The organism is Variovorax beijingensis (assembly GCF_007828835.1).
Lineage (GTDB): Bacteria > Pseudomonadota > Gammaproteobacteria > Burkholderiales > Burkholderiaceae_C > Variovorax > Variovorax beijingensis_A.
The window spans coordinates 834,726-857,429 of the sequence record NZ_VIVL01000002.1 but is presented as its reverse complement, the minus strand read 5'-3'; the positions used below and the strand labels follow the sequence as shown (position 1 = coordinate 857,429).

Below are 22,704 nucleotides of genomic sequence, written 5' to 3'. Positions count from 1 at the left end.
TTTTGTTTATGAGCTGACCTTCCCTAGACTGGCCGACATGACCAGCCCCGCCTCGCCGCCGCTCACGCTGGAATCCATGCTGCATGCGATTCCCAAGGTGGAGCTGCACTGCCACCTGTTCGGCACGGTGCGCCATGAGACTTTCAAGCAGCTCAACCACCGCGCCGGCTCGCCGCTCGCGGCCGAGGAGATCGAAGGCTTCTACACGCGCGGAGAAAAGCCGGTCGGCGTGCTGCGCGTGCTGCGCGCGCTCGACGCGCAGCTGGTGCGCAGCCCCGGCGACCTCTACCAGCTGACGCGCGAATACCTCGAGGACGCGGCGGCCCACAACGTGCGCTACGCCGAATTCTTCTGGAACCCGACCGGCACGGTGCACGGCTCCGGCATTGCCTACCCGATGGCGCAGGGCGCGATCGTGCGCGCGATCCATGACGCGCAGCAGGAGTTCGGCATCACCGGCCGGCTCATCGCCGCCATCGACCGCGAGGCCAGCCCCGAGGCCGCCGTGGAAATGGTGGCGTGGGTCAAGGTGCACCGCTGCGACGAGGTGATCGGCATCGGCATCGACTACCGCGAAGTCGACCGGCCGCCCGAACTCTTCGCCCAGGCCTACGCCGAGGCGCGGCGCGCCGGACTCAAGGCCACCGCGCATGCGGGCGAGTTCGGCATGCCGTGGACCAACGTGCGCACCGCGCTCGAGGTGCTGCAGGTGGACCGCATCGACCACGGCTACACGGTGGTCGACCAGCCCGACTTCGCGCGCCAGTGCGCCGAGCGCGGCGTCATCTTCACCGTGGTGCCCACCAACTCCTACTACCTGCGCACGCTGCCGCCGGAACGCTGGGCGCTCGACCATCCCATCCGCCGCATGCCCGGCCTGGGCCTGCGCATCCATCCCAATACCGACGACCCGACGCTGCACAAGGTCACGCCCACCGAGGCCTGGCTGATGATGGCGCGCGACTTCGGCTTCGGGCTGGACGAGCTGCGCGGCTTCATGCACAACGGGCTCGACGGCGCATGGATCGACGACACCCAGCGCCGCGCCTGGCGCACGCAATGGAGCCGCGAGTTCGACACGCTGCGCGCCGGCCTTGCGCAAGCGCCGCAGCATCCCGCCCACCCGCAATGAACCACGCCATGAACAACCCTCGCCGCCTTCTTCTTGCCGCCACCCTCTGCTCGGTGCTGCCCGCCGCGGCGCTCGCACAGGGCGCATGGCCCGCCGCCAGGCCCGTCACGCTGATCGTTCCCTACACCGCGGGCGGCAGCGTGGACGTCAACGCGCGCCTCGTCGCCACGCGGCTGGGCGAGCGGCTGAAGCAGTCGGTCGTCATCGAGAACGTGAGCGGCGCAGGCGGCGCCATCGGCGTGGCCAAGGCCGTCAACGCAGCACCCGACGGCTACACGCTGGTGGTCGGGCCCGACAGCGCGATCGCCATCGGGCGGCTGGTCAACCCCTCGGCGTTCAAGTTCGATCCGCTCAAGGACCTGGCGCCGGTCGGCATGCTCAACACCGCGCCGATGGTGCTGGTGGCGCGGCCCGGCCTCGAGGCCCGGACCTATGCCGACTTCGTGAAGCTCGCCAAGGCCAAGCCCGGCGCCTACAACTACGCCACCTCGGGCGTGGGCACGGTGCTGCAGCTGGCGATGGAGCTGCTCAAGCAGAAGAGCGGCATCTTCGTGACCCATGTGCCCTACCGCGGCGGCGCCCAGATTGCCACGGACGTGATCGGCAACCAGGTCGACCTGGCGATGCTGGTCAGCACCAGCGCCATTCCGCACGTGAACGGCGGCCGCCTGAAGGCGCTCGGCATCACCGGCAGCCAGCGCCTCGCCGCGCTGCCCGAGGTGCCCACCTTCAACGAGATGCCCGGGCTCAAGGGCTACGACATGGTGAGCTGGACCGGCATCTTCGCCCCCGCCCGGACTCCGCCCGCCATCGTGGCGCGCCTCAACCAGGAATTGAACGCCGTGCTGGCCGAGGAGCAGGTGCGTGCCAAGCTCAATGAGCAGGGCGCCCTGCCCGGCAGCGGCACGCCGGAGCAGTTCGGCCAGTTCGTCCAGGCCGAATACGCCCGCAATCAGAAGATCGTGCAGTCGGCCAACATCAAGGAATAAGCCAGCCGGCCAGAGCCGGCGCGTGGCTGGTTACTGCTCTTCGGGCCAGTCGCGGATATAAGCCTTGAGCATCTTGTTCTCGAAGTTCTGGCTGTCCACCACCGCCTTGGCCACGTCGTAGAAGCTGATCACGCCCATCAGCATGCGCTTGTCCATCACGGGCATGTAGCGCGCATGGCGCTCCAGCATGATGCGGCGGATTTCGTCGAGATCGGTTTCGAGCGTGCAGGTCACGGGCGCGTCGTCCATGGCCTTGCGCACCAGCGTGCCGCCCACCTGGCCGCCGTTGTCGACGATGGCCAGGATCACTTCCCTGAAGGTGAGCATGCCGACCAGGTCGCCGTGTTCCATGACCACCAGGGAGCCGATGTCCTTTTCCGCCATGGTGTTGACGGCTTCGGCCAGCAGGTCGTCGGGCGTGATGGTGAAGAGCGTGTTGCCCTTGACGCGAAGGATGTCGCTGACTTTCATCGTGTGCTCCTCTCGGAAATCGTTCTCGGCGGCGGTGCCGATTTGAATATAGCCCACAATCGGCGCCGACTCCCACGCCCATGTTGCGCTCGCATGATTAGCAGACGTAACGGGGCATTGCGAACGAACCCAGAAAGGCTCCCATGCCCGGCTATTCCGACCCCGGCTTCGACACCCTGGCGCTGCATGCCGGCGCCGCGCCCGACCCCGCCACCGGCGCGCGGGCGGTGCCGATCCACCTCACCACCTCCTTCGTCTTCGAGTCGAGCGACCATGCGGCGGCGCTCTTCAACCTGGAGCGCGCGGGCCATGTCTACTCGCGCATCAGCAACCCGACCAACGCGGTGCTCGAACAGCGCGTCTCGGCGCTCGAAGGCGGCATCGGCGCTATTGCCACCGCCAGCGGCCAGGCGGCGCTGCACCTGTCGGTGGCCACGCTCATGGGCGCGGGCTCCCACATCGTGGCGAGCACCGCGCTCTACGGCGGCTCGCAGAACCTGCTGCACTACACGATGCGGCGCTTCGGCATCGAGACCACCTTCGTGAAGCCCGGCGACCTGGACGGCTGGCGCGCCGCGATCCGGCCCGAAACCAAGCTCCTGTTCGGCGAAACCGTGGGCAACCCGGGCCTGGACGTGCTCGACATCCCGGCCGTGAGCGACATTGCCCATGCAGCCGGCGTGCCGCTGCTGGTCGACTCCACGCTCACCTCGCCCTACCTGATCAAGCCCTTCGACTGGGGAGCCGACCTGGTCTACCACTCGGCCACCAAGTTCCTTTCGGGCCATGGCACGGTGATTGGCGGCGTGGTGGTCGACGGCGGCAGCTTCGACTGGGAGAAATCGGGCAAGTTCGCCGAACTCACGCAGGCCTATGACGGCTTTCACAACATGGTCTTCAGCGAGGAAAGCACGGTCGGCGCGTTCCTGCTGCGCGCCCGGCGCGAGGGCCTGCGCGACTTCGGCGCCTCGATGAGCCCGCACACGGCGTGGCTGATCCTCCAAGGGATCGAGACGCTGCCGCTGCGCATGGAGCGGCACATCGACAACACGCAGAAGGTGGTCGAGTTCCTGTCCACGCACCCGTTCGTGTCGCGCGTGGGACATCCGCTGATCGAATCGCACCCGAGCCACGTGCTCGCGCAGAAGCTGCTGCGCCATGGCGCGCGCGGCGCAGGCGCGGTGTTCAGCTTCGACATCAAGGGCAGCCGCGCGCAGGGCAAGGCCTTCATCGAGGCGCTCAAGCTCTTCAGCCACCTGGCCAATGTGGGCGACTGCCGCAGCCTGGTGATCCATCCCGCGAGCACCACGCACTTCCGCATGACCGACGAGGCGCTGGCGGGCGCGGGCATCTCGCAGGGCACGATCCGCCTGTCCATCGGCCTGGAAGACCCCGCCGACCTGATCGACGACCTGAAGCGCGCCCTGAAGGCCGCGGAAAAGGCGGGTGCCTGACATGAACTACACCGTCAACGGCCACACCACATATTGCTACACCGGCGGCAAGCCCTTCGATGCGGTAAAGCCCACGGTCGTCTTCATCCATGGCGTGCTCAACGACCATAGCGTGTGGATCCTGCAGAGCCGCTGGTTCGCCAACCACGGCTGGAACGTGCTCGCGGTCGACCTGCCCGGCCACTGCAGGAGCGAAGGCCCGCCGCCGGCCAGCGTGGAAGAGGCGGCGCAGTTCGTGATCGCGCTGCTCGATGCGGCCGGCGTGCAGAAGGCCGCGCTCGTGGGCCACAGCTTCGGCTCGCTGATCGCGCTCGAGACCGCTTCGCGTGCACCCGAACGGGTGACCCATCTGGCGCTGGTGGGCACTGCCTACCCGATGGCCGTGTCGCCCGCGCTGCTCGACGGCGCGCTCAACGACCCGCAGCGCGCCATCGCGATGGTCAACACCTTCTCGCACTCGCTGCTCGCGCCCCCGCCCTCCTCGCTCGGCCCCGGCACCTGGCTCTACGGCAGCTCGCGTGCGCTGATGCGGCGCGTGTTCGCGAGCAACCGCTACGCCAACGTGTTCCACATCGGCTTCAAGGCCTGCAACGACTACGCGAACGGCGAGAAAGCGATCGAAGCCGTGCAATGCCCCGTGCTGTTCCTGCTCGGCGATGCCGACCAGATGACGCCGCCGCGCGCGACCAGGGCGTTGGTGGGCAAGGCCCGCAACGCCAAGGTGGTGACGGTGCACGCCGGCCACGCACTGATGAGCGAGGCGCCCGACGAAGTGCTGTTCGCGCTGCGCGACTTCCTCGGCGCGCCCGCCTGAAGAGCCGCTTTTATTCCGCCGCGATGCCTGCGCGGTGCGCCAGCGCGCGGTAGCGGGAAATCTCGCCTTCCATCTGGGTTCGAAACGGCGCTGCGCCGATGGCGACGGGCTCCATGCCCTGCGCGCGCAGCTGCGCCTGCAGGGCCGCGCTGCCCATCGTGGCCGCGACCACGCGCGCCAGCTTGTCGAGCACCGGGGCCGGCGTGCGCGCCGGCGCGGCAAAGCCATACCAGGCGTCGAACGTGGCGTCAGGCAGCCCCTGCTCGGCCAGCGTGCGCACCTCGGGCAGCATGCTCGAGCGCGCCGCGCCCACGATGCCTAAGGCGCGCAGCTTGCCCGAGCGCACATGGGGCGCGACGGCCGCCACGGTGTCGATGCCGACCTCGATCTCGCCGCCGATCACCGCCATCGAACCCTGGCTGCTGCCCTTGTACGGAATGTCCTGCAGCTGGATGCCCGCGGCCAGCGCGAGCAGCTCGCCCGCGAGGTACGGGCCCGAGCCAGAACCGAAGGTGGCGTAGCGGATGCTCTTCGGCTTGGCCTTGGCGGCGGCGATGAGCTCGGGCAGCGAGCGCCATGGCGTGCCGGCACCCACCACCAGCACCAGCGGCGTGCGCGCAACGATGGCAATGGGCGCCAGGTCGCGCACCGGGTCGTAGGGCAGTCTGGCGCGCAGCGCGGGGTTCACGCTGTAGCTGGTGGAACCCGAGAGCAGCAGCGTGTAGCCGTCGGGCGCAGCCTTGGCGACCGCGTCGGTACCGATGATGGTGGCGGCGCCTGGCTTGTTGTCGATGACCACGGGCTGGCCGAGCCGCTCCGACAGGCCCTGCCCCATCGCACGCGCGACGATGTCGGTGCCGCCGCCCGGCGGAAAGGGCACGACCAGCTTCACGGGCCTGTCGGGCCATTTTTCTTGCGCGAGCGCGGGGGCATGGAAGGCGACGAGCGCCGAAGTGCAGACCAGCAGGCCACGAAGCCGACGGAAGAGAGCAGTTTTCATGGGTTCGTCCAGGAAGAGAAATCAGGCGGCAGCGGCGTGCAGCGTCTTACCGGCGGCCCAAGGCGCAAGCCCCGGCTCGCCCAGGTCCCAGTAGAGGCCAGCCATGATCTGCAGGCCTTCGCGCGCCAGCGGCGCGAGCAGGTGCTCGTTGGGCGCGTGCTGCGCGCAGGCCGGGTAGGAATGCGGCACCCACAGCGTGGGCAGGCCCAGCAGGTCGGCGAACACGTCGTTGGGCAGCGAGCCCGCGAGGTTGGGCAGCAGGTCGACGCGCTGGCCGCTGCTCTCTTCGATGGAGTGCCGGGCCCAGTCGACCCAGGGGTTCTCCACGTCGAGCCGCGTTGCCGCGCCTTCCAGCGTGACCTGCACTTCCACCTGGCCGAAGCCATGCGCATCGAGGTGGGCGCGCACGATGCTCGCCAGTTCGCGCCACGGCGTTCCGACCACGAAGCGCAGCTGGCAATGCGCCACCGCCTCGGACGGAATCGCATTGACGGGCCGCTGCGGCGAACCGGCGCCGAGCGCGAGTACCTCGATGGTGTTCCACGCCACCAGCCGCTCGGCCGGGCTCAGGCCGGGCTCGCCCCAGCCTTCGTCGAGCGCGGGGTCGTCGGCGCCGCCGCCGATGGCGATGTCGGCCAGCGCCTTGCGCACGCCCTGCGGAATTCCAGGCGGCCGCAAGGCCTCGACCAGGATGCGCCCTCGCGCATCCACCAGCGAGGCCACCGCGTGGCTGATCACCGCGCCCGGATTGACGAGCACGCCGCCCCAGTTGCCCGAGTGGTAGCCCCGCGCCCGGGCGCGCAGCCGCAGGCTGAAGTTGACGGCGCCGCGCGAGCCCAGGAACAGCGTGGGCCGCTCGGCACTCACGCGCGGCCCATCGCTGGCGATGAACAGGTCGGCGCGCAGACGGTCGCGCTGCTGCTCGCACACTGCGTGCAGGCCCGGCGACGCGGCCTCTTCGCCGGTCTCGATGAGCCAGGTGATGTTGTAGCCCAGGCACCCGCCCCGCGCGCGCAGCGCGGCGGCCAGCCCGCCGAGCGCGATGCTGTGCTGGCCCTTGTTGTCGGCCGTGCCGCGCCCGTACCAGCGGTCGCCGCGCACGGTGAGCACCCAGGGGCCGAGGCCTTCGTCCCACTGTGCGTCCTGCCCGCTCACCACATCGCCGTGGCCGTAGCTCAGCACGGTGGGCAGGGCAGGGTCTTCGATGCGGCGCGCGATCAGGAAGGGCCCGCCGCCGGCCACGGGGTTCTCGACGATTTCGCACGCGAAGCCCAGCGCGGCCAGCGGCGGCACCAGCTCGTCGCGCAGGTAGGCACCGAGCGCGGGCGTGGCGGCGCCGGTGTCGCTCTCGGTGCGAAAGGCGATGCGCCGCTGCAGGTCGGCAAAGAAGCCGCCATCGTCGAAATAGGCGGCGGCAGCGGCAAGGCTGTCGGTACGTTGCATGGAGGGATTTCCTGTTGGCGTGGGATGCAGCAAGTACAAGGCCTGAAGGGCGATGCTTCCAGCACCGATTTCGCAAGCTACCATTGCCTTCAAGGCAACGCTTCAATCGCCATGACACCACCGCTCCTCAGCATTCCGATGCGCCATTTCCTGGAGGTGGCGCGCAGCGGCTCGGTCAGCCAGGCCGCGGCGCGGCTGTTCGTGGCCTCGTCGGCGGTCAGCCGGCAGATCGCCAAGCTCGAGGACAGCCTGGGCACGCCCTTGTTCGAGCGCCACGCCAGGGGCATGGCGCTCACCGCGGCCGGCGAGCGGCTCGCGGCGCACCTGCGCAATGCGCAGCTCGACATCGAGCAGGTCATCGAGCAGGTGCGCGACCTCGGCGGCCGCAGCGCGCACTGCATCCGCATGGCTTGCACCGAAGGCTTTGCCGCGCACTTCATGCCGCAGCTCATGCGCAGCTTCGAGTCGGCGCATCCGGGCACGCAGCTCGAACTCCATGTGGGCTCGCCCGATGGCGTGAGCGCGCTGCTCGCGCGCGGCGAGGCGGACATCGCACTCAAGTACGTGGTGGCGCCGGAGCCCGGCCTGAAGATCGAGCACTCGGCCAATGCGCCGGTGTTCGCGGTGCTGCGCCCCGACCATCCGCTGGCGCGGCAGCGCGTGGTGTCGGTGGCGGACGCGGTGCGCTACCCGCTGGCCGTGGGCGACAAGGGCGTGACCGCGCGGCAGCTGTTCGACCAGGCGTGCAGCCTGCAGGGCCTGCAGTACCGCGCGATCTTCGTCAGCAATTTCTCGTCGGTGCTGCTGCCGCTGCTGCGCACACCGGACGTGATGCTGTCGGGGCACCTCACGGTCACGCACCTGATCGATGCGGGCACGGTGGTGGCGCGCCCTTTCGCCGAGGCACCGCTGCAGCAGCGGCAGCTTCAGGTGCTGGCGCTCGAAGGCCGCACGCTCACGCCATTGGCGCAGGAGTTCGTGCAACACCTGGTGCATGCCATTGCCAGCGCAGGCCGGCGCAAGCTGGGGCGTGCGCGTTCGAGCGTCTGAGCCTCAGCGGCCCAGCGCGTTGATGTCGGCCGGATCGAGCAGCACCTTCGGCGCGCCGTGCCGCGCCACGGCCAGCATGGCGCGGCCCACCTTCTCGGTGGTCGTCACCTTGTCGGGCCAGAGCCGGTAGGCCAGCCCGAGCACAGGCTTGAGCACCATGATCGCGGCCTGGTAGAGCGGCGTCTTCGAACGCACGCCATGTAGCGGCTGGATCATGCCGGGGCGGAACATGTAGGCGGCCTTGAACGGCAGCTTGAGCAAGGCGTTTTCGGTCGCGCCCTTCACGCGCGCCCACATGCTGCTGCCGCGCTCGCTGCTGTCGGTGCCCGCACCCGTCACGTAGGTGAAGGTCATGCCCGGGTTGAGCCGCGCGAGCACGGTGGCGGCAGCCATCGTGAGGTCGTAGGTAATGCGCTTGTAGTCGGCCTCCTTCATGCCGACCGACGACACGCCGAGGCAGAAGAAGCAGGCGTCGAAGCCCTGCAGCTGCGGCTCGAAGCCGCTGTAGTCGAACATGTCCGGAATGACCAGGTCCTGCAGCTTCGGGTGCTGCTGCGCCGTGGCCCTGCGGCCGACCGCGAGCACGCGGGCCACGTCGGGCGCGAGCAGGCATTCGCGCAGCACGCCCTGCCCCACCATGCCGGTGGCGCCAAAGATCAGGATGTTCATGGGATGCGGCGCGGTCAGACCGCGAAGTCGGCGGGACGCTTCTCGAGCACCGCCAGCAGCAGGTCGACGTTGAGGCTGGAAGGCTGCGGCGCCTGCAGCGCGCCGAGCATGCGCGAGAGCGTCTCCGCATGCGGCAGCAGCGGGCCCAGGAAGCGGGTGCCGTCGGCACCGGCGATCAGCAGCGTCGGAAAGGTCTCGACGTCGAAGGCATCGGCAATCTCGGCGTGGTCCTCGATGTCGACCCAGGCGAAGCGGAACTGCGGATGCGCCCGCGCCACCTGCTCGAGCAGCGGCCGGTAGTCGCGGCAGGTGCCGCACCATTCGGCGCACAGGCACACGACCCACGGCGCATCGCTGGCGGGCTCGGCGGAAACGGGGGCGGCAGGAAGAGCGCTCAAGGCTGATGCGGCGAAGGTGTGAATACGAAGCCGCAGTGGTGCGGCCGGGAGGTCGTGGCTATTATGGACAAAGCGCCTCCGGCGTTCAGGAGACCCGCACGATGAACACCACGACTGCCCCGGAATCTGCTGTCGATCCGCGACGTTTCAAGAGTTTCGCGGAGTTCTACCCCTTCTACCTGAGCGAGCATGCCAACCGCACCTGCCGGCGCCTGCACTTCGCGGGCTCGACGATCTCGCTGCTGTGCCTGGTGGCGCTGGTCGTCACGCTCAACCCGCTCTGGCTGCTGGCCGGGCTGGTTGCGGGCTACGGCTTTGCCTGGGTCGGGCATTTCGGCTTCGAGAAGAACAAGCCGGCCTCATTCAAGCGCCCGCTCTACAGCTTCATGGGCGACTGGGCGATGTACCGCGACATCTGGCTGGGCAAGGTCAAGATCTGAGGGGCCACTATCAAATCAGGAGCACGTCGCCCAGGCGCAGCGAGTGCAGCGGGCCTTTGCGCCAGAGGTCTTCGAGCGGTTCGGCGCGCGGCATCAGCAACTCCCTGAGCAGCGGCTCGATCGGCGTGGACGGATCGGCCAGCAGCACGTAGCGCGGGTCTTCATGGGCGGTTTCCTCGGCGAGCGGCGCGATCCAGTCCAGCGCCACCAGCGTTTCGAGCACCGGCACCACCTGCAGCGCATCGACCCGCATGCGCGTGACGAGTTCGGTGGCACCCATGCCCTTGGCCGGCGTGGCGCGCGCCCGCGCCAGGTGCTGCAGCACCTCCATGGCCAGCTGCAGCGGCCATCCGGCCCGCCCGCCCCGGCGCGCAACGCCGGTCAACAGGCTCGGCAGGTAGGCCGCGATGACCGCGCCCAGCAGCACGATGACCCAGGCCACGTAGATCCACACCAGCAGGATCGGCACGGTGGCAAAGGCGCCGTAGAGCACCGAATAGGTCGGCACCAGGCTCAGGTAGTAGCCCAGCACGCGCTTGGCAATCTCGATGGCGGCCGCCACGAAGATGCCGCCGGCCCAGGCATGCGACCAGCGCACGTTGGTGTTCGGCACGTAGTGGTAGAGCGAGGCCATGCCGGCCGCGAGCAGCACGAATTCGAAGGTATCGAAGAACAGCTTGAGGATGCTTCCGCCCACCACGTCGCGCGATGCCGCGAACACGTACGAGGTGGTCGAGAGGCTCACCGCCAGGATCAGCGGCCCGAGCGTGATGGCGGCCCAGTAGATCAGCACGCGCTGCGCAAAGGGCCGGGGCGAGCGCACGCGCCAGATGTTGTTGAGCGTCTTGTCGATGGTGAGGATCAGCGCAATGGCGGTGATCAGCAGCACCACCAGGCCCGCGATGCCGAGCCCGCCGGCCTTGCTCGAGAACTGGTTCAGGTAGCCCAGCACCTGGCGCGCGATGTTGTCGGGAATCAGGCTCTCGATAAGCCAGCGCTGCAGCCGCCCCTGCAGCTTGGCGAACATCGGGAACACGGTGAAAAGCGCGAGCGCCACCGTGAAGAACGGCACCATCGCAATGGTGGTGGTGAAGGTGAGGCTGCTGGCCGTGAGGCCCAGCCGGTCTTCGCGGAAACGCTCGCCCAGCACCGCCGCGGTGTTGCCCCACGGAAAGCGCGAAAGATCCCTCCAGAGCTGACGACGATTCATGGCCGGTATCATAAGAACCCGATCCCTTCCCCCGTCTTTGCGCACTTCGTGCCTCAGGTTCCGCGGTGTTCCGCCCATGACAACCATCACGCCGCAAACCTCTTCTTCCGTCAGCGCCACCCGCTGGCTCGCCGTGGGCAGCCTCGCCGGTCTGATCGTGCTGGGCCTGGCCTGGGAGCTGTGGCTCGCGCCGCTGCGGCCCGGCGGCTCGCTGCTGGCGCTCAAGGTGCTGCCGCTGGTCATTCCGCTCGCGGGGCTCTACAAGAACCGCATGTACACCTACCGCTGGGTCAGCCTGATGATCTGGCTCTATTTCACCGAGGGCGTGGTGCGCGCCTGGAGCGACACCAACGGCGTGGGCCAGGTGCTCGCGCTCATCGAGGTGCTGCTGTGCCTCGCGCTCTTCACCGCCTGCGCATTGCACGTCAGGCTGCGCCTGCGCAACGCCAAGGCGGCCCGCCAACTGGAGACTTCCACCCCATGACGACTTCTTCTTCCGCTTCCCTCGTCGATCAGCTGCGTGCCATCGTCGGTGCGCAGCACGTGCTGAACGAGGGCGACCTTAGCGCCTACGAACAGGACTGGCGCAAGCGCGCGCGCGGCAAGTCGCTGGCCGTGGTGCGGCCGGCCAATGCGCAGCAGGTGGCCGAGGTGGTCAAGGCCTGCGCCGCGGCCGGCACGGCCATCGTGCCGCAGGGCGGCAACACCGGCCTCGCCGTGGGCTCCATTCCCGACGACAGCGGCACGCAGGTGGTGCTGAGCCTGCAGCGGCTGAACGCCATCCGCACCATCGACGCCGCCAACCTCACGATGACGGTGGAGGCCGGCTGCATCCTGCAGACGCTGCAGGAGGCGGCCGAGAAGCAGGGCTTCCTGTTCCCGCTGAGCCTGGCGGCCGAGGGCAGCTGCACCATCGGCGGCAACCTGGCGACCAATGCCGGCGGCACGCAGGTGGTGCGCTATGGCAACACGCGCGAGCTGTGCCTGGGCCTCGAGGTGGTCACGCCGCAGGGCGAGATCTGGGAAGGCACCAGCGGGCTGCGCAAGGACAACACCGGCTACGACCTGCGCGACCTGATGATCGGCAGCGAAGGCACCCTGGGCATCATCACCGCGGCGACGATGAAGCTCTACCCGCTGCCCGCCGCGCAGCTCACGGCCTGGGCCGCGGTGCCCTCGCTCGACCACGCGGTCACGCTGCTGGGCCTGGCGCACAGGCAGCTGGGCTCGGGCCTCACGGGCTTCGAGGTGATGGGCCGGTTTGCATTGAGCCTGGTCGACAAGCACATGCCGCAGTTGCGCGTGCCGTTCATCGGCGATGAGGCCGTGCCGTACTGCGTGCTGCTCGAGAACTCCGACAGCGAATCCGAAGACCACGCGCGTTCGCGCTTCGAGGCACTGCTCGAAACGGCTTTCGAAGACGGCTGCGTGACCGATGCGGTGGTGGCCGAGAACCTCGCGCAGGCGCACCAGCTCTGGCACATCCGCGAGAGCATTCCGCTCGCGCAGGCCGAGGAAGGCCTGAACATCAAGCACGACATCTCGATTCCGGTGTCGCGCATTCCGGCCTTCGTGGAAGAAACCGACGCCCTGCTGGCGCGCGAGATCGCCGGCGTGCGGCTGGTGAACTTCGGCCACCTGGGCGACGGCAACCTGCACTACAACGTGCAGGCGCCCGAGAACATCGACACCAAGGCTTTCCTGAAGAACGAGGAAGAGCGCATCAACACGCTGGTGTACGACGCGGTCGAGAAGTTCGGCGGCTCGTTCTCGGCCGAGCATGGCGTGGGCTCGCTCAAGGTCGACAAGCTCGAGAAGCACAAGTCGCCCGTGGCGCTGGAGATGATGCGTGCGATCAAGCGCGGGCTCGATCCGAAGAACATCCTCAATCCGGGGCGGGTGATCCGCGTCTAGGCGAAGTCTTCGCCGCGCAGCTCGATGGGCTGCCCGTGCGGCGTGCGGTCGGCCGCGTGGTCCCAGGCGTGGCGGTAGCGCGCGAGTTCGTCGCCCGAGCTCACGCCCTTGCGCGCGACCAGGCCTTCGAGCGCGGCGAGCCAGTGGCGGTAATAAGTGTTGCCGGTGTCGGGGTCGCCCGCGGCCTGCGCGGCGGCGATCTGCGCGGCGAGCGCCTCGGCCCACTCGGCCCAGGTGAAGAGGCCGCGCTCATGCAGTGCCAGCGTCATTGCGAAGGCCTGGGCTTCCCAGGGTGCGTTGAACACCGGCCCGTCGGCATCGCGCGGCATGCCGGGCGCCAGCGCGGGCGGTGGCATGCCGCCGCTGTTCATGCGGCAGGCTCCAGGTAGCTTTCCCAGGCATCGACCGACACCGCGAGGTTCTGGCGCGGCGCGTCCTCGCCCCAGAGCTCGGCCTCGTCGAAGACCACGGTGTAGAGCCACTGCGGCTGCTCGCCCCGGCCCTGCGCATTCGAATCGGCGAACACATGCGCGCCATGCACATGTTCGATCACGCCGCGCTTGCCCTGCACGTAGCCCGGCAGCCGCGTGTGGTGGTCGACCTTGCCGCGGTGCATGCGTACGCGCTGGCCGACGGCGAAGCGCGCCGGGCCGGCCTCGGGGCGCCGGGTGGGCGAGCCCTTGGCCAGCACGGCCGGAACGCCGGCGGCCTGCAGCACGCGGGCGACCGGTGCAGCGGGATGGCGCATTTCGCCCGATGCGAGTTCGTCCGCAAAGACCTGGCCGCGCTTCAGCATCAGCTGCTCCAGCGCGCCGAGCCATATCTGGTAGTAGCTCAGGTTTGCGTAGTCCGGCAGCGTCTCGCGCACGGCGCGGCTCGCATCGATGTTCCAGGAGCCGGTCGCGCCCATGGCGAGCGTGAGCGCCAGCGCGCGCGGCTCCCACGCGGCATGGAACAGCTCGCCTTCGGGCTCGGGCGTGACCGCGCCGAAACCGGGCTGGCCGCCGAGGTCGGCATGCGTGAGATAGCTCATGCGGCGCTCCCCGGCGTTGCGGGTGCTTCCACCCGCCGCGTGCCGATCATCGAATCGCGCGTGACCAGCGCGGCAAGCTCTTCTTCGCTCAGGCCTTCGGTGCCTTCCGGGCGCTGCGGTATGACGAGGTAGCGCACCTCGGCGGTCGAATCCCAGACGCGGATGCGCGTCGACTCGGGCAGCACCGTGCCGAAATCGGCCAGCACGCCGCGCGGATCCTTCACGGCCCGCGAGCGGTACGGCGCGCTCTTGTACCAGGTGGGCGGCAGGCCGAGCACCGGCCAGGGATAGCAGCTGCACAGCGTGCACACCACCATGTGGTGCTGCTCGGCGGTGTTTTCCACCGCCACCATGTGCTCGCCCTGCCGGCCTGTGTAGCCCAGCGAGGCGATGGCCGCGGTGGCATCCTGCAGCAGCCAGTCGTGGAACTCCCGGTCGACCCAGGCCCTGGCCACCACGCGCGCGCCGTTGCGCGGGCCGATGCGGGTCTGGTAGGTATCGATCAGCACGTCGAGCGCGGCCGGATCGATGTAGCCCTTCTGGGTGAGCACGCTTTCGAGTGCCCGCACGCGCAGGTCCATCTCGCCGAGTTCGCTGTGTCCGTGGACGTGGTCATGGCCGGTCATCGGCCAATGCTAGCGCCGCCCCGTAAAATTCCCAACATGACCTCGCCCAGCCGCCCCGTCCGCTCCCAGTACGAAGATTTCATGCGCCATGTGGACACCCATGGCGTCCACAAGAGCGACCGCACCGGCACGGGCACCAAGAGCGTGTTCGGCCACCAGATGCGCTTCGACCTGAACGAAGGCTTTCCGCTGGTGACCACCAAGAAGGTGCACCTGCGGTCCATCATCCAGGAACTGCTGTGGTTCCTGACCGGCTCCAGCAACAACAACTGGCTCAAGGAGCGCGGCGTCACCATCTGGGACGAGTGGGCGCGCGAGGACGGCGACCTGGGTCCGGTGTACGGGGTGCAGTGGCGCAGCTGGCCCACGCCGGACGGCGGCCACATCGACCAGATCTCCGAAGTCATCAAGACCCTGAAGACCAACCCCGATTCGCGCCGCATCATCGTGAGCGCATGGAACGTGGCCGAGCTCTCCAAGATGGCGCTCATGCCCTGCCATGCCTTCTTCCAGTTCTACGTGGCGCCGCCGCAGGCACCCGGCGAGCGCGGCAGGCTGAGCTGCCAGCTCTACCAGCGCAGCGCCGACATCTTCCTGGGCGTGCCCTTCAACATCGCAAGCTACGCGTTGCTCACCCACATGGTGGCGCAGCAGTGCGAGCTCGACGTGGGCGACTTCATCTGGACCGGCGGCGACTGCCACATCTACAGCAACCACGCCGAGCAGGTGGCGCTGCAGTTGAGCCGCACGCCCTACCCGTATCCCACGCTGAACATCAAGCGCAAGCCGGCCTCGATCTTCGACTACCAGTACGAAGACTTCGAAGTGCTCGACTACCGGCACCACGATCCCATCAAGGCACCGGTGGCGGTGTGAGCCCATGTCCGGCCTCATGACGACACCGCGCATCCACCTGATCTTCGCGCGCGCCGCCAACGGCGTGATCGGTGCCAACGGCTTCATGCCCTGGCACCTGCCTGAAGACCTGGCGCACTTCAAGCAGCAGACCGGCGGCGCGCCGGTCGTCATGGGCCGCAAGACCTGGGATTCGCTGCCGCCGCGTTTCCGGCCGCTGCCCGGCCGCTGGAACATCGTCGTGACGCGGCAGGACGATTGGAAAGCCGAAGGCGCGCAGCGCGCGGGCAGCCTGCAGGAGGCGCTCTCGCTGTGCGAGGATTCGCAAGTGCCCGATGTCTGGATCATCGGCGGCGCGCAGATCTATGCCGAGGCGCAGCCGCTGGCACAGCAGGCCGTCGTCACCGAGATCGCGCGCGACTACGAAGGCGATGCGCATGCGCCGGAACTGGCTCCTTCCGAATGGCGCGAAACCAGGCGCGAATCGCACGTCTCGGCCAAGGAAGGCCTGCACTACAGCTTCGTGACCTACGAACGCATCGCCGCGCCGAAGGCATGAACGCAGGCGAGCCGCGCACCATCGCCGCTGCGCCGCTGCGGCGCCGCTCCCTGGTGGTCGGCGCCGCATTGCTTTGCGGCCTGGCGCCCATGCAGGCGCTGCGCGCGGCCGAGCGGCTCGATCCCGACGAAGAAGCGCTCTTCATCCCCGGCACCGCGCGCCCCACCGGCGATGGCCGGCTCGAGGTCGACATCCATGCCTGGGTCTACGAACCCGAGCGCCGCTGGGGCCTGAATGCCGCGTTCGCGCGCTACCTGGGCCTGAGCCTCAAGAAGCTCTCGCCCGCGGCACGGCTGCGCTTCAACCAGCGCACCGCGCTGTTCCACGCCGAATCGGAAGAAGGCAAGGTGTTCGAACTCGACTTCGAAGGCAGTGCCGCGCGCGTGCCCACGCCGCCTTCGGGCGCCGACGGCCGCATGAACATGCGCATCGTCATCGACCCGCCCCGCATGCCGCCTTCGAGCGAGTGGCTGAAGTTCCATGCCGTGACCGGGCCCGGCGAACTGCTGCACCGCTTCAGGGGCGAGGCATTGATCGTTCCCGCGCAAGGCCTGTCGATCATTTCGGACATCGACGACACCATCAAGCGCACCCAGGTGCGCGATCGGCGCGAGATGCTGCTGAACACGTTTGCACGGCGCTTCGAAGCGGCACCGGGCATGGCGGCGTACTACCGCACGCTGGCCAAGGCGCCGGACACGCGCTTCCACTATCTCTCGGCCAGCCCGATGCAGTTGTACCCCGCGCTCGCCGATTTTCTTCGCGATGCGGACTTTCCCATGGGCAGCATGCACCTGCGCGAAAGCACGACCTGGCGCACGCTCATTCCCGGCGAGCAGGATTCGCGCACGCACAAGCTCGGCGTGATCGAGCGCCTGCTGGCCGACTTTCCGCAGCGCCGGTTCATGCTGGTGGGCGATTCGGGCGAGAGCGATCCCGAGATCTACGGGCAGGTCGTTCGCACCCATCCCGGCCGCATCGACAGCATCGCCATACGCGACGTGACCGGCGAGGACAGCCGCGCCGAGCGCTACGCGGCCGCCTTCGAAGGCGTGGCCCCCGGCCTCTGGCAGATTCTTTCCCCCGAACGGGCCCCGGCACCGATCCAGCGGGCAAGGTGAGCGCCCGCCGCCGAAACACCTTCGGCACCTTGGTTTCCAGCACCGGCGACAAAAGAACACTTAGGTACACATCGGAAAGTCATGTGCCTCACAGGGATTAGGCAAAACTGTGATTTTTTCCGCAGAATGTTCTCTCCACCACCCAGACAAGGAGACGGCTCATGTCCATGGAGTTTCTTCGGGTCATCGCCGAGCAGAAATTGCCATACGTCGTCCACACGCCAGCCGACATCGACAGGCTGCGCGTGCTGCGTGCGGCCGAGCTGGTGACCGCTTTCATTCCGCCGTCCAGCCACGCGCCGGACGATCGCGCGATACGCCAGCTCGCCCAGGTGGAATCGATCACCGCCAAGGGCAAGCTGGCGCTGAACAAGGCCACCTCGGCCTTCATCGAACTCTGAACGCCATCGCCGCGCTCGCGGGCCCCGCGTTCCGCGCGGGATCCGGCTAGCGCTTGCGCACGTCGGCCTCGAACCCCAGCAGCTTCATTGCGGCTCCCGGACTCTTTGCAGCCTTTGCATACGCGGCCCATGCATCGTTGCCGCGGTCGAGCCGTGCATGGATGTTCCGCAGGGTCCACTGCGCACCGCTCGCGAGCGTGGGAACCTCCTGCCATTCCACCGGCACCGACACGCCCATGCCGGGACGCGCCCGCACCGACCAGGCGCAGACGGTGGTCGCGCCGAAGCCGTTGCGCAGGTAGTCGATGAAGATGCGGCCGACGCGGTTGCCCGGCCCGCTCTTGGCGACGAACATCTGCGGCAGGGTGCGCGCCATGTGGCGCACGATGGCCTGGGAAAAATCCTTGATGGTGTCCCAGTCGTACTGCCGCTTGAGCGGCACCACCACGTGCAGCCCCTTGCCGCCGCTGGTCTTGCAGAACGGCGCGAGGCCCAGTTCGTCCAGCACCACACGCATCAGCTCCGCCGCCTGCAGCACCATGGGCCAGCCGACGCCCTCGCCCGGGTCGAGGTCGAAGGTCATGCGGTCGGGCTTGCCGATGAGCGTCTTCAGGCCGTTCCAGGTATGGAACTCGATGACGTTCATCTGCGCCGCGCTCAGCAGCCCGAGCGGGCCCGCGATCTCGATCAGCTCGGGGTGCTTCGGCCACAGTGCCGCGTCGAGCTGCCGCACGCCGGCCATCTGGCCGAGCTCCAGGTGCTTCTGGAAGAACAGCTGGCCGTTGATGCCCTGCGGCGCGCGCACGAACGACACGGGCCGGCCCTTGAGGTGCGGCATCATCAGCGGCGCGACCAGGCCGTAGAAGCGCACCACTTCCACCTTGGTGATGCCGGTCGACGGGTCGACCACGCGGTCGGCGTGCGAAACCTTGAAGTTGGCGGGCATGGTGGCGGCAGGTTCGGGCTCGGGCCTGGGTTCACGGCCGGCGCCCGCCTGGTGCACCGGCTTCTCGCGGACGATGGCCCTGGCGGGCTTGTCCGAGCGCACGCTGTGGAACACCGGATGCCGCACATGGCCGTCCTTGGTCCATTCGGAAAACGTGACTTCGGCCAGCAGCACCGGCTTGACCCAGTGCGCACGCCGGTCGTTCTCGGTCGGGTTCTTGAACGGCCGCCGGTCGATGCCGAGCGGCTTCAATCTTTCGAGCATGTCGGCGAGCGTTCGGCCATTGAAGCCCGCGCCCACCGCGCCAGCGTAGACCAGCTCGCCCTTGTCGTCGTGCACGCCAATCAGCAAGGCGCCGATGCCCACGCGCGAGCCCTTCGGATCGGTGTAGCCGCCGATGACGAACTCCTGCCGCTGCGAGCACTTGAGCTTGATCCAGTCGGGCGAGCGGCGCGAGGCATAGGTGCTGTTCTTGCGCTTTCCGATCACACCCTCGAGCCCGACCTTGCAGGCCGAGGCCACGATGTCCTCGGGCGGCGCATCGAAGATCTCGCTGAAGCGGATTTCGGGCGGCGCCTTGGCAAGCAGCGCCTGCAGCAGGCCGCGGCGCTCCACCAGCGGCACGCCGGTGAGATCGAAGCCGCCGTAGTAGGGCAAGTCGAACAGGAAGTAAACGATGTTGCGCGTGTTCTCGCTGTCGAAGGCGTTCTGCAAGGCCTGGAAGTCCGTGCCGCCGGACTCGTTGAGCACCACGATCTCGCCATCAAGCCAGCCGGGCGCGAGCTTCATGCGCTCGATCGCGCGCAGCAGGTGCGGCATGCGGCCGCTCCAGTCATGGCCATTGCGCGTGAGCAGCTGCACGCCGCCTTTCGCATCGATGCGCGCGAGCAGGCGGTAGCCGTCGAACTTGATCTCGTAGATCCAGTTCTGCGGATCGGGCGGCGGGCCGTCGACCAGCGTGGCGAGCAGCGGCGAGAGCTTGGCGGGCATGGCGGCCTTCACCGCATCGGCGGGCATGCCGCCGGCCGATGCCTTGCCGCGCTTTCTTGCCGGTGCGGGCGGTGCCTCGGCGGGCGCCGAGACCGCCGCAGCGGGCATCGGCATCTGCGCCACGCTGTCCGGGAACTGGTCGACCACGCTGAATTCGGCGGCCGGGCGGGCGTACTCGTCGTGCTCCTTGATCAGCAGCCACGCGTCCTGCTTGTCATCGGCCTTGCCGTGCATGCGCACCAGGGCCCACTTGCCGCGCAGCTTGTAGCCATGCAGCTCGAACTTGAGGTGCCCCGCCTTGTAGCCCTTGCGCGGATCGCCAATGGGCGTCCAACTGCCCTTGTCCCAGATGATCACCTTGCCCGCGCCGTACTGCCGGGGCGGTATCTCGCCCTCGAACTGGTTGTAGGCGATGGGATGGTCTTCCACATGCACGGCCATGCGCTTGTCGTGCGTGTCGTAGCTCGGGCCCTTGGGCACCGCCCAGCTCTTCATGGCGCCATCGAGCTCGATGCGGAAGTCGTAATGCAGCCGGGTCGCCCAGTGCTTCTGCACCACGAACTGCAGCACGCCGGGCGCCGATGCGCCGCCCTCCTCGGGCTCGGGCGTGGCGCCGAAGTTGCGCTTTGCCTTGTAGCGCTTCAGGGGGTTTGCGCGCGCCATGGTGTGTCGGCCTCCACGTCCAGCGGATGGCCCGCCGCGTAGCGTTCGAGCAGCAGGTAGAGCACCAGGCCGCCGGCCAGCGGCAGCAGGTAGTAGAGCGCGCGGTAGGCCAGCACGGCCCCCATCAGCTCGCCCTGGCGCACGGTGCCTGAGAGCAGCGCCAGGTAGACCGCCTCGAGCACGCCGAGCCCGGCCGGGATCGGCGTGATCACGCCGACGATGGACGCGGCCAGCAGCACGCTCAGCGTGGTGGCGTACGGCACCTGCCGGCCCAGGAGCAGGTACATCGCGCAGCCCATCAATGCCCAGTTGGCGGCGGAGAGCGTGAGCTGGACGACCGCAAGCTGCGCCGAAGGGAGCCTCACCCGCCGCCCCCGCAGCTGCCACTGCCGCCCGCGCGAAAAGGCGCAGGCCACCACATACGCTGCCGCGAGAAGAATCATCAGCACGCCGAGCGCGCGCAACGCGTCCGCCCCGATGCTCGCCTGGCGCGGCGGCGTGATGACGCCAGCGGCGAACAGGCCGCCGGCCAGCAGCCCGTAGCCGAGCCAGTTGGTGGCCAGGCTCACGCCGACGATCTGCGCCACCACGGCTTCATCGAGGCCCGCGCGCGCATAGAGCCGGGCACGCATCGCAATGCCGCCGACCAGCGAGCCCAGGTTGAGATTGAAGGCATAGCTCGTCACCGCAATGGCCCAGGTGCGCCAGCGCGGCACCCTGTGGCGCGTGTGCCGCCGGCCGATGAGGTCGAAGCATCCGTAGAGCGCGTGGCTCGCGGTTGCGATGGTCCAGACCCCCAGCAGCAGCATCGCCGGATAGCGCTGCAGCGCCTCCCATGCGCCTGCCCAGTCGACCTTGTGCGCATGCGACAGCAGCAGGCCCAGCACCGCGAGCCCCAGCAGCGGCAGCAGCCATCGGCGGCAGCGGCGCCAGAGCGAGGGCCTGCCGGCCGGATGGTCCGCCGCCGAAAGCATGGTCGCGTCATGGTTCATGGCGCGGCCCCCAGGGTCGAGATCAGCGCCGGCAGGTCAAGCGGCTTGAGCAGATGGTGGTCGAACCCGGCCACCGCAATGCGCTCCTTGTCGCCGTGCTGGCCCCAGCCGGTCAGTGCGACGAGGATCAATCCGGCCAGCGCGGGGTTGGCGCGCAGCCTGGTTGCGAGCTCGCAGCCGTCCATGCCCGGCATGCCGATGTCGAGGATCGCGAGCCCGGGCGCCAGACCCTCGGCCACCATGCGCAGCGCGGCATCTGCGCTGTAGGCCACGCGCGTTGTGGCGCCCATCGAGCGCAGCAGTTCGCCCAGTGCATCGGCCGCGTCCCGGTTGTCGTCGACGATCAGCACCGTGCCCGGCAACGAGGCCGGCCAGCCGCGAACGGCCGGTGCCGACGACGCGGGCACGCCGGCCTCGACGCGGGCAAGCGGCAGGCGCACGCAGAACATCGCGCCCTGGCCCAGGCCCGCGCTGGTTGCCTCGACGCTGCCGCCATGAAGCTCGACCAGGCTCTTCACCAGCGTGAGGCCGATGCCCAGGCCGCCCTGCGCCGCCTTGGAAGTGCCGCTCACCTGCACGAACATCTCGAAGATCGACTTCAGCATGTCCGGCGCAATGCCGGTGCCGTTGTCCCAGACCTCGACCACGGCGTCGCGCCCTTCCCGGCGCAGCACGATGCGGATTTTTCCGCCGGGCGCGGTGTACTTTGCGGCGTTGTTGAGCAGGTTGGAGAACACCTGCGTGAGGCGGACGCCATCGCCCCGCACCACGACCGGCTCGCTGCACAGCCGCGTGCTCAGCGTGTGCCTGGCGCCTTCGAGCAGCGGCCGGCTCAGCTCGATGGCGTCCTCGATCACCGCTTCGAGCGAGACCGCCTCCATGCGCAGCTCGATCTTGCCGCGCGTGATGCGCGAGACCTCCATCAGGTCGTTCACGAGCCGCACCATGTGGTCGATCTGCCGCCCCATGAGCTCGTAGTAGCGCCGGGCCTCCGCGGGCTCGTGCGGCTTGCGCATCAGGAGCGTGAGCGCAGTGCTCATCGGCGCGAGCGGGTTGCGCAGCTCGTGCGCCAGCGTTGCAAGGAACTCGGTCTTGCGCTGGTCGGATTCGCGCAGGCCGTCGAGCAGCTCGCGCAGCTGGTACTGCCGGTTGCGCGCCCTGAGTGCCGTGCGGACCGTGCTGATCAGCGAGGCCACGCGCATCGGCCGCTCGATCACGGTGACGTTCGCGAGCCGGTCCATGGCCTTGACGATGACGGGCGAATCCGCGCCCTGGCGAGCAAGAACGAGCACCGGCAGATCGGACCACGGCGGCTGCGAACCCAGCACTTCGGCCAGCGCGGCCGCGGCCGGATCAGCCAGCACCTCTTCCGCCAGCATGATGGCGCCGGCGCCTTCCTGGATAGCCCGCACGAGCTCGCACAGGCTGTCGCAGGTGTAGGCCGCAATCTGCGCGCGGGCCAGCACGGCACTTGCCATGAGGGCGTCCCTGGAGGTTGCGGTCCGCAACAGGATGCGCTGCTCGGCGGATGCGG

Annotated in this window: 24 protein-coding genes; 12 read left to right on the top strand and 12 right to left on the bottom strand. The window is 68.7% G+C overall.

Annotated elements, in window-relative coordinates; all coding sequences use genetic code 11:
• Positions 1-37 precede the first annotated feature (37 nt).
• Complete coding sequence (gene add, locus FB547_RS10400; RefSeq protein ID WP_186454135.1) at positions 38-1,132, top strand: adenosine deaminase; 1,095 nt, start codon at positions 38-40, stop codon at positions 1,130-1,132.
• 8 nt (positions 1,133-1,140) lie between these two features.
• Complete coding sequence (locus FB547_RS10395; protein WP_145741884.1) at positions 1,141-2,121, top strand: Bug family tripartite tricarboxylate transporter substrate binding protein; 981 nt, start codon at positions 1,141-1,143, stop codon at positions 2,119-2,121.
• Positions 2,122-2,151: 30 nt separating this feature from the next.
• Here the strand turns inward: FB547_RS10395 and FB547_RS10390 are convergent, their stop codons facing one another.
• Positions 2,152-2,592 (bottom strand): CBS domain-containing protein, encoded by a 441-nt coding sequence (locus tag FB547_RS10390; protein WP_055799807.1) that lies wholly within the window; start codon positions 2,590-2,592, stop codon positions 2,152-2,154.
• A 143-nt stretch (positions 2,593-2,735) separates the two neighbouring features.
• Here FB547_RS10390 and FB547_RS10385 point away from each other — a divergent pair, with 143 nt between their 5' ends.
• Positions 2,736-4,046 (top strand): O-acetylhomoserine aminocarboxypropyltransferase, encoded by a 1,311-nt coding sequence (locus tag FB547_RS10385; protein WP_145741882.1) that lies wholly within the window; start codon positions 2,736-2,738, stop codon positions 4,044-4,046.
• 1 nt (position 4,047) lies between these two features.
• The gene (locus FB547_RS10380; RefSeq protein WP_145741880.1) at positions 4,048-4,860 is read left to right on the top strand and encodes an alpha/beta fold hydrolase; all 813 of its coding nucleotides are present in this window, start codon (positions 4,048-4,050) and stop codon (positions 4,858-4,860) included.
• A gap of 10 nt (positions 4,861-4,870) precedes the next feature.
• Here the strand turns inward: FB547_RS10380 and FB547_RS10375 are convergent, their stop codons facing one another.
• Both FB547_RS10375 and FB547_RS10370 read right to left on the bottom strand, forming a co-directional pair.
• Positions 4,871-5,860, bottom strand: a complete 990-nt coding sequence (locus FB547_RS10375) for a Bug family tripartite tricarboxylate transporter substrate binding protein (protein ID WP_145741878.1) — start codon at positions 5,858-5,860, stop codon at positions 4,871-4,873.
• A 21-nt stretch (positions 5,861-5,881) separates the two neighbouring features.
• Positions 5,882-7,303, bottom strand: coding sequence for a M20 family metallopeptidase (locus FB547_RS10370; protein WP_145741876.1), 1,422 nt, complete (start codon positions 7,301-7,303; stop codon positions 5,882-5,884).
• Between the two features lie 111 nt (positions 7,304-7,414).
• Here FB547_RS10370 and FB547_RS10365 point away from each other — a divergent pair, with 111 nt between their 5' ends.
• Entirely contained in the window at positions 7,415-8,353 is a 939-nt protein-coding gene (locus tag FB547_RS10365; protein ID WP_145741874.1) for a LysR family transcriptional regulator, read from the top strand.
• A gap of 3 nt (positions 8,354-8,356) precedes the next feature.
• Here FB547_RS10365 and FB547_RS10360 read toward each other — a convergent pair whose 3' ends face one another.
• Both FB547_RS10360 and FB547_RS10355 read right to left on the bottom strand, forming a co-directional pair.
• Entirely contained in the window at positions 8,357-9,022 is a 666-nt protein-coding gene (locus tag FB547_RS10360) for an epimerase (RefSeq protein WP_145741872.1), read from the bottom strand.
• Positions 9,023-9,036: 14 nt separating this feature from the next.
• Positions 9,037-9,420, bottom strand: a complete 384-nt coding sequence (locus FB547_RS10355; RefSeq protein ID WP_145741871.1) for a thioredoxin family protein — start codon at positions 9,418-9,420, stop codon at positions 9,037-9,039.
• Positions 9,421-9,521: 101 nt separating this feature from the next.
• Between FB547_RS10355 and FB547_RS10350 the strand changes: the two genes are divergently transcribed.
• Complete coding sequence (locus tag FB547_RS10350; protein WP_125964428.1) at positions 9,522-9,860, top strand: Mpo1-like protein; 339 nt, start codon at positions 9,522-9,524, stop codon at positions 9,858-9,860.
• A 10-nt stretch (positions 9,861-9,870) separates the two neighbouring features.
• Here FB547_RS10350 and FB547_RS10345 read toward each other — a convergent pair whose 3' ends face one another.
• The gene (locus FB547_RS10345; protein ID WP_145741869.1) at positions 9,871-11,082 is read right to left on the bottom strand and encodes a YihY family inner membrane protein; all 1,212 of its coding nucleotides are present in this window, start codon (positions 11,080-11,082) and stop codon (positions 9,871-9,873) included.
• 64 nt (positions 11,083-11,146) lie between these two features.
• Between FB547_RS10345 and FB547_RS10340 the strand changes: the two genes are divergently transcribed.
• Together FB547_RS10340 and FB547_RS10335 are read left to right on the top strand one after the other, a co-directional pair.
• Positions 11,147-11,554 (top strand): DUF2069 domain-containing protein, encoded by a 408-nt coding sequence (locus FB547_RS10340; RefSeq protein WP_145741867.1) that lies wholly within the window; start codon positions 11,147-11,149, stop codon positions 11,552-11,554.
• Positions 11,551-12,984, top strand: coding sequence for an FAD-binding oxidoreductase (locus tag FB547_RS10335; protein WP_145741865.1), 1,434 nt, complete (start codon positions 11,551-11,553; stop codon positions 12,982-12,984). Before FB547_RS10340 ends, FB547_RS10335 begins: the two co-directional genes overlap by 4 nt.
• Here the strand turns inward: FB547_RS10335 and FB547_RS10330 are convergent.
• The 3 genes from FB547_RS10330 to nthA are packed head-to-tail and all read right to left on the bottom strand — an operon-like array spanning position 12,981 to position 14,643.
• Positions 12,981-13,355, bottom strand: coding sequence for a nitrile hydratase accessory protein (locus FB547_RS10330; protein WP_145741863.1), 375 nt, complete (start codon positions 13,353-13,355; stop codon positions 12,981-12,983). The genes FB547_RS10335 and FB547_RS10330 overlap by 4 nt on opposite strands.
• The gene (gene nthB, locus FB547_RS10325) at positions 13,352-14,017 is read right to left on the bottom strand and encodes a nitrile hydratase subunit beta (protein ID WP_145741860.1); all 666 of its coding nucleotides are present in this window, start codon (positions 14,015-14,017) and stop codon (positions 13,352-13,354) included. Before nthB ends, FB547_RS10330 begins: the two co-directional genes overlap by 4 nt.
• Positions 14,014-14,643: a nitrile hydratase subunit alpha gene (gene nthA / locus FB547_RS10320; protein ID WP_145741858.1), complete on the bottom strand. Its 630-nt coding sequence runs from the start codon at positions 14,641-14,643 to the stop codon at positions 14,014-14,016. Before nthA ends, nthB begins: the two co-directional genes overlap by 4 nt.
• Before the next feature lie 36 nt (positions 14,644-14,679).
• On the opposite strand from nthA, the gene FB547_RS10315 reads away from it, so the two are divergent.
• The 4 genes from FB547_RS10315 to FB547_RS10300 all read left to right on the top strand — a co-directional run bounded on the left by FB547_RS10315 (position 14,680) and on the right by FB547_RS10300 (position 17,579).
• Positions 14,680-15,519, top strand: a complete 840-nt coding sequence (locus tag FB547_RS10315; RefSeq protein WP_145741856.1) for a thymidylate synthase — start codon at positions 14,680-14,682, stop codon at positions 15,517-15,519.
• A 4-nt stretch (positions 15,520-15,523) separates the two neighbouring features.
• Positions 15,524-16,057, top strand: coding sequence for a dihydrofolate reductase (locus FB547_RS10310; RefSeq protein ID WP_145741855.1), 534 nt, complete (start codon positions 15,524-15,526; stop codon positions 16,055-16,057).
• Positions 16,054-17,178, top strand: coding sequence for a phosphatidate phosphatase App1 family protein (locus tag FB547_RS10305; RefSeq protein ID WP_145741853.1), 1,125 nt, complete (start codon positions 16,054-16,056; stop codon positions 17,176-17,178). Before FB547_RS10310 ends, FB547_RS10305 begins: the two co-directional genes overlap by 4 nt.
• 161 nt (positions 17,179-17,339) lie before the next feature.
• Complete coding sequence (locus FB547_RS10300) at positions 17,340-17,579, top strand: hypothetical protein (protein ID WP_145741851.1); 240 nt, start codon at positions 17,340-17,342, stop codon at positions 17,577-17,579.
• Positions 17,580-17,625: 46 nt separating this feature from the next.
• Here FB547_RS10300 and ligD read toward each other — a convergent pair whose 3' ends face one another.
• From ligD to FB547_RS10285, 3 genes are read right to left on the bottom strand one after another with little or no spacing between them, the layout of a single operon-like run.
• Positions 17,626-20,178, bottom strand: a complete 2,553-nt coding sequence (ligD, locus tag FB547_RS10295; RefSeq protein ID WP_145741849.1) for a DNA ligase D — start codon at positions 20,176-20,178, stop codon at positions 17,626-17,628.
• Positions 20,157-21,170: a lysylphosphatidylglycerol synthase domain-containing protein gene (locus tag FB547_RS10290; protein ID WP_145741847.1), complete on the bottom strand. Its 1,014-nt coding sequence runs from the start codon at positions 21,168-21,170 to the stop codon at positions 20,157-20,159. Before FB547_RS10290 ends, ligD begins: the two co-directional genes overlap by 22 nt.
• Positions 21,167-22,648, bottom strand: coding sequence for an ATP-binding protein (locus FB547_RS10285; RefSeq protein ID WP_225613032.1), 1,482 nt, complete (start codon positions 22,646-22,648; stop codon positions 21,167-21,169). Before FB547_RS10285 ends, FB547_RS10290 begins: the two co-directional genes overlap by 4 nt.
• Positions 22,649-22,704 lie beyond the last annotated feature (56 nt).

Coding starts and splice junctions, on each gene's coding strand:
- FB547_RS10345 (WP_145741869.1), bottom strand. CDS start 11,082: ATGATACCGGCCATGAATCGTCGTCAGCTCTGGAGGGATCTTTCGCGC.
- nthB (WP_145741860.1), bottom strand. CDS start 14,017: ATGAGCTATCTCACGCATGCCGACCTCGGCGGCCAGCCCGGTTTCGGC.
- ligD (WP_145741849.1), bottom strand. CDS start 20,178: ATGGCGCGCGCAAACCCCCTGAAGCGCTACAAGGCAAAGCGCAACTTC.
- FB547_RS10365 (WP_145741874.1), top strand. CDS start 7,415: ATGACACCACCGCTCCTCAGCATTCCGATGCGCCATTTCCTGGAGGTG.
- FB547_RS10305 (WP_145741853.1), top strand. CDS start 16,054: ATGAACGCAGGCGAGCCGCGCACCATCGCCGCTGCGCCGCTGCGGCGC.
- nthA (WP_145741858.1), bottom strand. CDS start 14,643: ATGACCGGCCATGACCACGTCCACGGACACAGCGAACTCGGCGAGATG.
- FB547_RS10390 (WP_055799807.1), bottom strand. CDS start 2,592: ATGAAAGTCAGCGACATCCTTCGCGTCAAGGGCAACACGCTCTTCACC.
- FB547_RS10315 (WP_145741856.1), top strand. CDS start 14,680: ATGACCTCGCCCAGCCGCCCCGTCCGCTCCCAGTACGAAGATTTCATG.
- FB547_RS10335 (WP_145741865.1), top strand. CDS start 11,551: ATGACGACTTCTTCTTCCGCTTCCCTCGTCGATCAGCTGCGTGCCATC.
- FB547_RS10370 (WP_145741876.1), bottom strand. CDS start 7,303: ATGCAACGTACCGACAGCCTTGCCGCTGCCGCCGCCTATTTCGACGAT.
- FB547_RS10340 (WP_145741867.1), top strand. CDS start 11,147: ATGACAACCATCACGCCGCAAACCTCTTCTTCCGTCAGCGCCACCCGC.
- FB547_RS10395 (WP_145741884.1), top strand. CDS start 1,141: ATGAACAACCCTCGCCGCCTTCTTCTTGCCGCCACCCTCTGCTCGGTG.
- FB547_RS10360 (WP_145741872.1), bottom strand. CDS start 9,022: ATGAACATCCTGATCTTTGGCGCCACCGGCATGGTGGGGCAGGGCGTG.
- FB547_RS10380 (WP_145741880.1), top strand. CDS start 4,048: ATGAACTACACCGTCAACGGCCACACCACATATTGCTACACCGGCGGC.
- FB547_RS10330 (WP_145741863.1), bottom strand. CDS start 13,355: ATGAACAGCGGCGGCATGCCACCGCCCGCGCTGGCGCCCGGCATGCCG.
- FB547_RS10285 (WP_225613032.1), bottom strand. CDS start 22,648: ATGGCAAGTGCCGTGCTGGCCCGCGCGCAGATTGCGGCCTACACCTGC.
- add (WP_186454135.1), top strand. CDS start 38: ATGACCAGCCCCGCCTCGCCGCCGCTCACGCTGGAATCCATGCTGCAT.
- FB547_RS10385 (WP_145741882.1), top strand. CDS start 2,736: ATGCCCGGCTATTCCGACCCCGGCTTCGACACCCTGGCGCTGCATGCC.
- FB547_RS10290 (WP_145741847.1), bottom strand. CDS start 21,170: ATGAACCATGACGCGACCATGCTTTCGGCGGCGGACCATCCGGCCGGC.
- FB547_RS10310 (WP_145741855.1), top strand. CDS start 15,524: ATGTCCGGCCTCATGACGACACCGCGCATCCACCTGATCTTCGCGCGC.
- FB547_RS10375 (WP_145741878.1), bottom strand. CDS start 5,860: ATGAAAACTGCTCTCTTCCGTCGGCTTCGTGGCCTGCTGGTCTGCACT.
- FB547_RS10300 (WP_145741851.1), top strand. CDS start 17,340: ATGTCCATGGAGTTTCTTCGGGTCATCGCCGAGCAGAAATTGCCATAC.
- FB547_RS10350 (WP_125964428.1), top strand. CDS start 9,522: ATGAACACCACGACTGCCCCGGAATCTGCTGTCGATCCGCGACGTTTC.